The organism is Rahnella sp. PCH160, from assembly GCF_047784855.1.
Classification (GTDB): Bacteria; Pseudomonadota; Gammaproteobacteria; order Enterobacterales; family Enterobacteriaceae; genus Rahnella.
In genome coordinates, this window is the sequence record NZ_JBLOGT010000001.1 from 4,129,557 (window position 1) to 4,140,462 (window position 10,906).

General features: G+C 52.5%; 10 protein-coding genes. 6 read left to right on the forward strand and 4 right to left on the reverse strand.

Annotation, left to right across the window (positions count from 1 at the left end):
• Positions 1 to 462 precede the first annotated feature (462 nt).
• The 6 genes from ppsR to ACM5QY_RS19210 all read left to right on the forward strand — a co-directional run bounded on the left by ppsR (position 463) and on the right by ACM5QY_RS19210 (position 6,468).
• Positions 463 to 1,284, forward strand: a complete 822-nt coding sequence (ppsR, locus tag ACM5QY_RS19185; protein WP_416122251.1) for a posphoenolpyruvate synthetase regulatory kinase/phosphorylase PpsR — start codon at positions 463 to 465, stop codon at positions 1,282 to 1,284.
• Between the two features lie 128 nt (positions 1,285 to 1,412).
• Entirely contained in the window at positions 1,413 to 2,459 is a 1,047-nt protein-coding gene (locus ACM5QY_RS19190; RefSeq protein WP_416122252.1) for a 3-deoxy-7-phosphoheptulonate synthase, read from the forward strand.
• A gap of 341 nt (positions 2,460 to 2,800) precedes the next feature.
• Positions 2,801 to 3,835: a hemin-degrading factor gene (locus ACM5QY_RS19195; RefSeq protein WP_416122253.1), complete on the forward strand. Its 1,035-nt coding sequence runs from the start codon at positions 2,801 to 2,803 to the stop codon at positions 3,833 to 3,835.
• The gene (locus ACM5QY_RS19200; RefSeq protein WP_416122254.1) at positions 3,832 to 4,662 is read left to right on the forward strand and encodes a heme/hemin ABC transporter substrate-binding protein; all 831 of its coding nucleotides are present in this window, start codon (positions 3,832 to 3,834) and stop codon (positions 4,660 to 4,662) included. Before ACM5QY_RS19195 ends, ACM5QY_RS19200 begins: the two co-directional genes overlap by 4 nt.
• A gap of 17 nt (positions 4,663 to 4,679) precedes the next feature.
• Positions 4,680 to 5,687 carry a FecCD family ABC transporter permease gene (locus ACM5QY_RS19205; protein ID WP_416122933.1) on the forward strand — a complete coding sequence of 336 codons (1,008 nt, stop codon included), beginning with the start codon at positions 4,680 to 4,682 and terminating at the stop codon, positions 5,685 to 5,687.
• Positions 5,680 to 6,468 (forward strand): heme ABC transporter ATP-binding protein, encoded by a 789-nt coding sequence (locus ACM5QY_RS19210; protein ID WP_416122255.1) that lies wholly within the window; start codon positions 5,680 to 5,682, stop codon positions 6,466 to 6,468. Before ACM5QY_RS19205 ends, ACM5QY_RS19210 begins: the two co-directional genes overlap by 8 nt.
• Positions 6,469 to 6,532: 64 nt before the next feature.
• Here the strand turns inward: ACM5QY_RS19210 and ACM5QY_RS19215 are convergent, their stop codons facing one another.
• The 4 genes from ACM5QY_RS19215 to ACM5QY_RS19230 form a co-directional block, all read right to left on the reverse strand.
• On the reverse strand, positions 6,533 to 7,987 hold the full coding sequence (locus ACM5QY_RS19215; protein ID WP_416122256.1) for a protein adenylyltransferase SelO: 1,455 nt from the start codon (positions 7,985 to 7,987) through the stop codon (positions 6,533 to 6,535).
• A 141-nt stretch (positions 7,988 to 8,128) separates the two neighbouring features.
• Entirely contained in the window at positions 8,129 to 8,914 is a 786-nt protein-coding gene (locus ACM5QY_RS19220; RefSeq protein ID WP_416122257.1) for an EAL domain-containing protein, read from the reverse strand.
• 334 nt (positions 8,915 to 9,248) lie between these two features.
• Positions 9,249 to 10,262 (reverse strand): lipoate--protein ligase A, encoded by a 1,014-nt coding sequence (locus ACM5QY_RS19225; RefSeq protein ID WP_416122258.1) that lies wholly within the window; start codon positions 10,260 to 10,262, stop codon positions 9,249 to 9,251.
• A 97-nt stretch (positions 10,263 to 10,359) separates the two neighbouring features.
• Positions 10,360 to 10,839 (reverse strand): NlpC/P60 family protein, encoded by a 480-nt coding sequence (locus ACM5QY_RS19230; RefSeq protein ID WP_082465713.1) that lies wholly within the window; start codon positions 10,837 to 10,839, stop codon positions 10,360 to 10,362.
• Positions 10,840 to 10,906: the final 67 nt, after the last annotated feature.

The following is a 10,906-nucleotide window of genomic DNA, read 5'->3' on the forward strand; positions in this document are numbered from 1 at the left end:
TGTAAACCTGTTGCGCAACCGCTGCCTGAGCCACCAGACCGCCAATAAGCAGCGTTGTCATTTCGAGACTAGCATAATGATCCATAAGACACAGACAGGTGAATCGATCCAGCAAATTAAACTATTTTAGTTCGGGCAAATTCCAGAGCACTTAAATTCGCCAGCAACCCGCCATTCACATAAATCCTTATGAATCAGTAAGAAATCCCTATTAGTTTCGTAACTAAATTAACCTTAACAAATTGGCTGAAGTTGTGCTGAAGCAATTCATAAAGCTGCGAGATATCGCGGAAAATTTAAAATGCCATTTCATTTATTACAGCCATTTTGCGCACTGTCTCGCAGCGATTAACAGAAGATAACGGTTAAGAAGAATTATTCTTTTTATTTCCTGAAATTCTGGTTATTACTTACGGAGTCCCGACAAGGGAAAGTTAACCGATATAAATTCAGGAGCAAGGTGTGGACAGATGTGTGTTTTATATTTCCGATGGCACTGCGATTACTGCTGAAGTGGTAGGTCATGCCGTGCTCTCGCAATTCCCGGTTAACTCGACAACCTACTCATTGCCTTTCGTTGAAAGCGAGGAGCGGGCGAAAGCGGTCTGCCACCAGATCAATGAGATTTTCGAAAAGACAGGTGCACGCCCGCTGGTGTTCTACTCCATTATTGCGCCAAACATCCGTCACATTATTGAAAGCAGCGAAGGATTCTGTCAGGACATTGTTCAGTCGCTGGTCGCTCCGCTTCAAAATGAACTGGGCGTGGAGCCGACACCGGTGGCCAACCGGACTCATGGTCTGACGGCCAGCAATATCAGCAAATATGATGCCCGTATTGCAGCTATCGATTACACGCTGGCGCACGACGATGGCATTTCCCTGCGAAATCTCGATCAGGCGCAGGTCATTTTGCTGGGCGTTTCCCGTTGTGGTAAAACCCCCACCAGCCTTTATCTCGCTCTACAGTTTGGGATCCGCGCGGCAAACTATCCGTTTACCGCCGACGATATGGATAACATTCAGCTTCCTGCCGCGTTGAAACCACACATGCACAAACTTTTCGGGCTGACGATCGACCCGGAAAGGCTGACTGCTATCCGTCAGGAACGGGTGGAAAACAGCCGGTATGCGTCTTTACGCCAGTGCCGGATGGAAGTTTCTGAAGTTGAAGCGTTATTTCGCAAAAACCAGATTCGTTATCTCAACAGCACGAATTATTCTGTTGAGGAAATTTCGGCGAAGATTATGGACAGCTTTGGCATGAGTCGTCGCATGTTCTGATTCATTTAATGATTTGGATGGCATAACGTGCCGAGAGTGATTGAAATCATCCGTTTTTACGTTATTGTGATCACCATCACTTCCCGGTATTCCTGCCGCAGCGAAGACACAAATTTTTCGAGAACACCATGTCACAAACAGATGAACTGCGTACGACGCGCATCGACAGCCTGATTACGCCTCAGGCACTGGCAGACAAATTGCCAATCTCCCCGTCGGTCGCCCAGCATGTGATGGAATCACGTAAACGTATTGAAAAAATCATCAGCGGAGAAGATCAACGCCTGCTGGTGATCGTCGGTCCCTGCTCTGTTCACGATATTGAAGCCGCGATTGATTACGCAGGTAAACTCAACGTATTGCGTGAAAAATATCAGGATCGTCTTGAAATCGTGATGCGTACCTATTTTGAAAAACCGCGTACGGTCGTGGGCTGGAAAGGGTTAATTTCTGATCCGGATCTTAACGGTTCCTGCCGTGTAAATGACGGCATTGAGCTTGCGCGTAAAGTTTTGCTTGCCGTCAATCAGTTAGGAATTCCGACAGCAACTGAGTTCCTGGATATGGTTATCGGCCAGTACATCGCCGACCTGATCAGCTGGGGCGCAATCGGCGCACGCACCACCGAAAGCCAGATCCACCGTGAAATGGCGTCGGCGCTGTCATGCCCGGTAGGTTTTAAAAATGGTACTGACGGCAACACCCGTATCGCTATTGATGCGATCCGTTCCTCGCGCACCAGTCACATGTTCCTGTCGCCGGATAAGAACGGTCAGATGACCATTTACCGTACAGCGGGCAACCCTTACGGTCATGTGATTATGCGCGGCGGCAAGAAACCCAATTATCATGCCGATGATCTGGAACAGGCCTGCCTGAGCTTGTCTGAGTTTGACCTTCCACAGCGTCTGGTGGTTGATTTCAGCCACGGTAATTGCCAGAAACAACATCGCCGCCAGTTGGACGTCGCAGAAGACATTTGCCAGCAAATACGCAGCGGCTCAACCGCCGTTGCAGGCATCATGGCCGAAAGTTTCCTGGCAGAAGGCACCCAGCCTATCGTTCCCGGCAAACCGCTGGTTTATGGGAAATCAATCACTGACCCTTGCCTGAGCTGGGAAGATACTGAAACGCTGCTGTCGATGCTGGCACAGGCGACGGATTCAAGATTCTGATCGCTTTAAAATCATCTTCCTGAGGGCAACACCCGTTGCCCTTTTTACTGCCTGACGCCCCGATAATTCTCCGCCCATTCAAGCGCTTCCTTCGCGTTCCGGTGCTGTTTATCCTCAGTAAATGAAAGGTTTATCTGCGAATAATTACATTCCATCAACAAAAATCTTCTTGATGTGTTCGGGTAATGATTTGATAATGATTATCAAATTGATATTAATTCCCATTACCAGTGGCGCGGTTTGCTGGTCTCTGGCCCCAATACTTCACAAATCATTCACATAACAACGCGAATTTTTATCCGCCCGATGGCGGATAACGTTGAGACAACGAGGAGACAGCAATGCATTCAGTTCACTATCAGGACTATTTACAGGCCAAAGAAGCCAATCCCGGTAAATACGCCCGCGATCTGGCGGAAATTTTAGGTATCAGTGAAGCCGAGTTAACGTCTTTACGCGTTTCGCATGATGCAGTGAAACTGGATGTTGATGCCCGTACATTGCTGGCCGCACTGGAAAATGTGGGCGGAACCAAATCCATCACCCGCAACGATTATGCAGTCCACGAACAACAGGGCAGCTACGAAAACCAGCACCTCAGCGGGCATGCGGGTCTTATCCTGAATCCACGCGCACTGGATTTACGTCTTTTCCTTCAGCACTGGCTGCACATTTTCAGCATGTCTGAAAATACAGCGCGCGGTGTCCGTCACAGCGTTCAGTTCTTTGATGCGCACGGCGACGCAGTCCATAAAGTTTATAACACCGATGAAACCGACATGGCGGCGTGGGATGCGCTGATCGCTCAGTATAAAAGTGACGTAAATCCCCCGCTGCAGATTGAACCGGCCGTTCCTGCTGTTCCGGAAAACGTTTCTGATACAGGCAGTATCGATGCTGACTGGCGTGCAATGACCGACGTTCATCAGTTCTTCCAGCTTCTCAAACGCCATGATGTGACCCGCCAGCAGGCTTTCAAAGCGGTAGGTGACGATCTGGCATGGCGCGTAGAAAACGGTTCACTGACCCGCCTTCTGAACATCGCAAAAGACGATCAGAACGAAATTATGATTTTCGTTGGCAACCGAGGCTGTGTGCAAATTTTCACCGGTCAGATTGAAAAGGTCATGCCGCACGGCGAATGGATTAACGTTTTCAATGAACGCTTCACCCTTCATCTGGTGGAAAGCGCCATCGCTGAAAGCTGGATCACCCGCAAGCCAACCAAAGACGGCTTTGTCACCAGCCTGGAATTGTTCGCCGCAGACGGCACACAGATTGCCCAGTTGTACGGCCAGCGCACCGAAGGCACGGCAGAACAGGCGCAATGGCGCGACCAGTTGGCACAACTGAGCAGCGAAGGCGTCGCCGCATGAAAACATCTTTGAAAGCACTGATTGCCGCTGCGGCAATATTGTCTGCCCCCGTGCTCCACGCCGCAGAGAAGTTGGTCAGCATCGGCGGCGATGTGACCGAAATTGTCTATGCACTCGGCGCGGGCGATGAAATGGTGGCCCGCGACAGCACCAGTCTGCATCCGCAGGCGGTTCAGACGTTGCCGGATGTCGGTTATATGCGCCAGCTTAATACCGAAGGGATTTTGTCCATGCACCCGTCGATGGTGCTGAGCAGCGAACTGGCAGAACCTTCACTGGTTTTACAGCAGTTGGCTCAAAACGGCGTGAAGGTGATTCGCGTACCGGGAACGGCGTCGGTCGATACCGTGCCTAAAAAAATCGACGTGATCGCGGGCGCGCTCAACCGTCAGGCAGAAGGTGCCAAACTGATCGCCACCTACCGTTCCCAGCTTGAAGCCATCCCTCACGATGCGTTACCGGTAAAAATTCTGTTCGTGATGAGCCACGGCGGAATGTCGTCCATGGCTGCGGGCCAGAATACCGCCGCTGATGCGATGATCACCTCCGTGGGCGCGAAGAATGCCATGCAGGGTTTCAGCCGTTACCGCCCTCTTTCGCAGGAAGGCGTCATTGCCAGCGCTCCGGATATTTTGTTGCTGACTTCCGACGGCGTGAAAACGCTGGGTGGCATGGATCAGGTCTGGAAATTACCGGGTGTTGCCATGACGCCGGCAGGCAAAAACAAGCGTGTTTTAGTGCTTGATGATATGTCCCTGCTAGGCTTTGGCCTGCAAACACCGGCAGTGATGGCACAACTGCGTCAGGCGGCGGAACAAGCGAAATGAGCAGCCTGAGCCCTCCGATGCCGTCCCGTCGCCATTCCCCGGTCTGGGCGCTGATCGGCCTCGGTGGTGCTCTGCTGGTGCTCGCTATTCTGGCGGCCAATACCGGCGCGATGGCGCTGTCACTGCGCACGTTGCTGGCACGGCCTTTTGACGACGGACTGTGGCAAATCTGGCTGACCGTTCGCCTGCCCCGCGTGCTGCTGGCCGTGGTGGTCGGTTGTGCGCTGGCCTGTTCCGGTGCCGTAATGCAGGGGTTGTTCCGCAATCCGCTGGCGGATCCGGGTTTACTCGGGATCAGCAGCGGCGCCGCGCTGGCCGTGGCGCTGACGATTGTCATGCCGTTGTCGCTGCCTCCCGTTCTGGCGCTCTACGGTCATATGATCAGCGCCTTTGCAGGAAGTCTGGCGATTTCGGCGATTGTCTTCGCACTCAGCCGCTTGGGGCAGGGTGGATTATCACGTTTGCTACTCGCAGGAATCGCCATTAACGCTTTGTGCGGCGCGGCGGTTGGCGTTTTGACATACGTCAGCGATGACCAGCAATTGCGCCAGTTCTCGTTGTGGAGCATGGGCAGCCTCGGGCAGGCGCAATGGCCGACACTTGCGGTAGCCGCTTCGTTAATTCTGCCTGCCTGCGTGGCAACGCTGTTCATGGCACGTCGCCTGAATATTTTGCAACTCGGTGAGGAAGATGCACATTACCTTGGCGTCAACGTCCGCCGCACTCAGTTGCAATTATTACTTCTGAGCGCGCTGCTGGTAGGCGCTGCGGTCGCGGTTTCCGGTGTCATCGGTTTTATTGGTCTGGTCATCCCTCACCTGCTACGCATGCGGCTGGGCGCTGACCACCGCTGGTTGTTGCCTGGTTCTGCCATGGCAGGTGCCTGTTTACTATTACTGGCCGACACGCTGGCAAGAACGCTGGTAGCGCCGGCAGAAATGCCGGTAGGTTTACTGACCAGTCTGCTGGGCGGCCCGTATTTCTTATGGTTAATTTTACGTCCCGGAGTGCCGCGCAATGTCTGAACATACTTCATTGCTGGTTGCGGAAAATCTCTCCTATTCCGCCGGGGGACGCCGCTTAATTGACGACGTCTCACTGAACCTGAAAAGCGGGGAAATGGTCGCGCTGATCGGGCCAAACGGCGCAGGGAAATCCACGCTGATGCGAATGCTGACCGGCTATCTGATACCGCAATCGGGGCACTGTACCTTGCAGGGAAAACGACTGTCCGACTGGACATCGAAGGATCTGGCCCGCACCCGCGCGGTGATGCGCCAGAACAGCACGATGGCGTTCGGTTTCAGCGTGCATGAAGTGCTGACGCTCGGGCGCTCGCCGCATGGCCAGCAAAATATGCAACATGCGCTCAATGAAGTGATGACACAAACCGGCTGTACAAGTCTGGCTGATCGCGATTACCGGCATTTGTCCGGCGGTGAGCAGCAGCGGGTGCAGCTTGCACGCGTACTGATCCAGCTCTGGCAACCGGCTCCTGCACCGCGCTGGTTGTTTCTGGATGAACCGACGTCGGCGCTGGATTTATACCATCAGCAGCACGCATTGCGTCTGCTGCGCGAACTGACCCTGAAAACGCCATTGTCGGTTTGCTGCGTGTTGCACGATCTCAATCTGGCGGCGCTGTATGCCGACAGAATTATTTTGCTGCACAGCGGTAAGGTTGTGGCCAGCGGAACACCGGCTCAGGTGCTGAGTGAGGAGACGTTGAGTCACTGGTATCAGGCCGACCTGAACGTCTGCGCGCATCCGGAAAACGCCTTACCTCAGGTTTTTCTGCGTCAGTAAACGCAGCGTGAATGAGAAAATGCCACAACACCGTTTCTGGTTTGTGGCATTTTTTAAATGCAGCTCAGCTGGAGCAGGAAATTTCCAGATGTTTTCCCCAGTCCGGCGGTAATGCCGCCATCGCGTCATATTGCGGAGCATCGCTGTAAGGGTCGCGAAGTGCCTGATGCAGCTGTGTCAGCGCACTGATATCGTCTTTTTCGGCCTTTTCAATCGCCTGTTGCGCCAGATAATTACGTAATATAATCCGTGGATTACTTTGCTTCATGGCCTGCTGACGGGTGGCATCATCAATATTTTCGGATTGTAATCGCTCGCGATAAGACTGGTACCAGCTGTCAAACGCCGCGCGGTCGATGAATTTATCGCGTAACGGGGATTGTGCCTGCTGCTGTTCCACTTGGCTGAGCAGCCGGAAAGTCTGCGTGAAATCCCTGCCCTCTTTCGCCATCAGGCTGAGCAGTCCGGTCAGCAAGTCGTTATCCCGTTTATCCTCCGTGAAGAAGCCCAGCTTGCCGCGCATCAGCGTTCCGTAGGCTTTCATCAGCGCTGGTTCGTAGCAGCTCAGCGCGGACTGTAACTGTCCGGTGCTCATCAGGCCGGACAGCGTTTGCGCCAGCCGGTGCAGGTTCCAGAACGCCACTGCGGGCTGATTATCGTAGCTGTAACGCCCCTGATGGTCGGAATGATTGCAGATGTACCCCGGCTGATAGTCGTCCAGAAAACCATACGGGCCGAAATCAATGGTCAGGCCGAGAATCGACATGTTGTCCGTGTTCATCACGCCGTGTGCAAACCCGATGCTTTGCCACTGAGCGATAAGCGCAGCGGTTCTCTCCACCACGTCTGAGAACCATTGCTGATAACGCCGCGCGTCGTCAGGCTCGCCTTCCAGCAACTGCGGCCAGTGATGGGCGATCACGTAATCTGCCAGCTGTTTCACCTGTTCAGGCTGTTTGCGGTAATAGAAATGTTCGAAGTGGCCGAAACGGATGTGGCTTTCCGCCACCCGGATCAGCATTGCGCCGCGTTCAGGTTGCTCGCGAAATACCGGTTCATCGCTGGTGACAATCGTCAGCGCGCGGGTGGTCGGCACAGATAAATGATGGAGCGCTTCAGAGGCCAGAAACTCGCGGACAACCGAGCGCAATACGGCGCGACCATCGCCCATGCGCGAATAAGGCGTCAGCCCTGCGCCTTTCAGATGCCAGTCAAAGCGTTGCCCGGAAGGCAAAACCTGCTCACCAAGCAAAATTCCGCGCCCATCGCCCAGTTGCCCGGCCCATTGACCGAACTGATGACCGCTGTAAACCTGTGCCAGCGGTAACATGCCCGGAAAGAATTTCTCGCCACACCAGAATTCCCGATGGTCAGCATCAAAGAGAGTGTCTTCCAGCCCAAGCTGGTGCGCCAGTGGTTCACTGTGGTAAAGAAGGCGCGCGCCTTTCAGCGGCGTGGGCTGAAGCGCGGTATAAAACCCGGCCAGTTGGTCAGCGTAATGGTGTTCGAATTTCGGCATAAATCCCCCTTTTCTTTAGTGTAGGGTGGCATTGCGCGGATTAACACGGAGTAACAGCAGGGAGATTACCCGCGCCGGACATAAAAAATCCCGGAGCAGCGGGGCTGACCGGGATAATGGCATCGGCGCTGAGATTAACGATTAATGAAATTGGGCGGGTCTGACAAGCAGCTTGTCGAGCGCTGCTGGTTCAACGCCCGGCCAGAGCAACCCTTTGACACCCTGAACATCGGTTTTACGCAGGGCATCAAAATAATCCTGGCTGTCCAGGCCATCGACCACGACGTTCCGGCAGAACCTGTTCACATTTCTCAGGAGTGAGGGCATCACAATGGAGAAATGCTCCCCCTCATACAGCTGCCAGAACAGATTTTTATCCAGCTTCACCCACTGAAACAGATGATCGAAAACCGGTGCCATGGTGACATTTCCCGAGCCAAAATTTTCCAGCCACAATGGGAAGTATTGTTTCAACGCCATCAGTTGCGAATTTTTCCGCCCCTCAGACAGCTGTGGAAATGATTCGCTCAGGTTCAGATGAATAAAAGGGTGAGCTTTAAAGGCATCGCGAAGATTTTCATCTTCGAGCAATAGCGCTACCTGTTTTTCTTCCACACCGATATTCAAAATTACCTGGTTATCGCAAAACCACCGGGCATGTTCATTAGCCCACGTTTTTTGCTCATTAAGAAAACGCTGAAGCTGCGCTGGAGTTAGAAGGTTCAGCACCAGCTCTGTTGGCATGATTAACTTGCTGTCTGCGCTGGAAAAACGACACTGTAATTCTATCGCGAGTAATTTTCCTTCGATTGAGTAAACCGGCTGGCACAGATAGCTGCTGTTAAAGGCCGTATCGAATTGTATTTTCATTTTTGTCCAAAACATCAACGGCACTGCGAATTGATTAATAACTTTTTTGACTATCAATCAGATCATAAAGATACCGGAGCCCCGAGGCGTAACCGAAATATTAGAGAAATTGATATCAAGAAAGAGCCTATCCGGTTTCAAGGGTAGAGCGTTGATCTCGCGAACGACGGTGAGACCAAAAAGTGTAAGAATATATATCCCCTGTGCGCCTTCGTTTTGAGGCATCTTTCAGTCAGAAAGGGGCTTTCGGACTAATCTTATCGTCAGTGATGCAAACGCGCAACTTCGTCTGTGAACGCTATCAGACATATTTTGACAAAATTTAGGTTACCCATTGTGCAATCGCACAGTTAAGCCTTTCACTGAAATTTTAGCTAATGGTTATAGTGGCTTATGAAATATTGCGAATCAGCCAGGTTTGCAGTTCATCGAGTTCAGCCTGCATCGCCGGAAATTGCGCGCTGATTTCCTGACAGGTCAGCGCAACGTCCTGTGCATGGTAACGCGTACCCACCAGCGCATCGGCCAGCGCCAGCAGGGGCGCAGGATTCAGGCTGTCAGTGAAAATTTGCGCCCGGCTGATGGTGCCTTTTTCGACATCAAAGTGGATATCTACCCCGCCCCAGACAAAACGTTCGTTGAGTAAATGACTGAAAGCTGGCGCTTTGCCGAAGTTCCATTCCCAACTGCTTTGTTTGGCAAACCGTTCAGCGAAACCGGGAATATCGGGGAAGACATCGGGAGAGATAATTTCAGGTTCGACACTCGCACCGTACCATTCGAAAAATGCGGCGGTTACGGCCTGACAAATTTGCTCGTGATGGATATCCGGGACAAATTCATTGAGATTTGCCACCCGAGAACGCACAGACGTGATGCCTTTCGCCTGAAGTTTTTTGATATCGGGATTCAGGTAGTTTGCCAGGCGGCTCAGGTCGGCGTTGAGCAACAACGTGCCATGATGGAAACCGCGATCCGCGGTTTCACGATAAGCCGATCCGGATATTTTTCTTTCACCTTCGGCAGTCTGAACCACCAAATCGTTGCGCCCTGACGCACTGGCATCAATGCCAAGGTTTTTTAAGGCGTTAAGGATAATGCCGGTCGAGACGCTTTTATCGTATTCCGGTTTGCCCGCCATAAACGTAAAACATGTATTGCCCAGATCGTGAAAGACCGCCCCGCCACCGCTGCTGCGGCGCGCCAGACGAATACCGTCTTCTTCCATTGCACGGGTATTGCATTCTTTCCACGGGTTTTGCGCCTGACCGATCACCACGGTTTCGGCATTCCTCCATAAAAAGAGGACACGCTGCGTGGTCATCTCGCGAAAAATACAGTCTTCCACGGCCAGATTGAACCAGGGATCGTAAGAGTCGGAAAGTAATAATCTGAGAGGTTTCATCGCATATTCATCCTGAAAAAGTCTGCTCCGATAATAACAGCAAAAAACAGGATGAAATACGCAGCGAAATCAGGGGGAATACTTTTACAGCACGGCATCAGATGCGTCGTGCCTGCCAGTAAACTTTGCGCCAGTAAACATTATCCAGGGAAGAACGCGTTACGCCCTGGCTGGTCGAGGCGTGAATAAACTGGTCGGCGGTATCATAAATACCGACGTGTAATCCATTTTCACCGCTGCCGGTTTTAAAGAAAACCAGGTCACCGGGGAGGAGTTCGTCGCGGGAAACTTTGGTTCCGATTTTGGTTTGATCGGCCGTTGTTCGTGGTAAAACCACGCCAAAACGATCACGGTACGTGCGAAACACAAAGCCGGAGCAGTCGACACCGCTGGGCTGCAATCCGCCGTAGCGATAAGGCGCGCCGTGCCACTGACTGAGCTGGTCATTCAGTTCGGCAACAACAGTAATTGAATCGGCAAAACGCCCGCTTGGCGGTGGCGCGTGGCTGCTACAGCCGTTAAGAATTAACGCAGCAACAGCCAGCAGGGAATACATGGATACGGATGACCAGCGCATAGTGCATTCCTTCTTGAATTGCATCACGGCAGGGTCAGACGCGGGGATTTGCGCGGACCGGATAAGT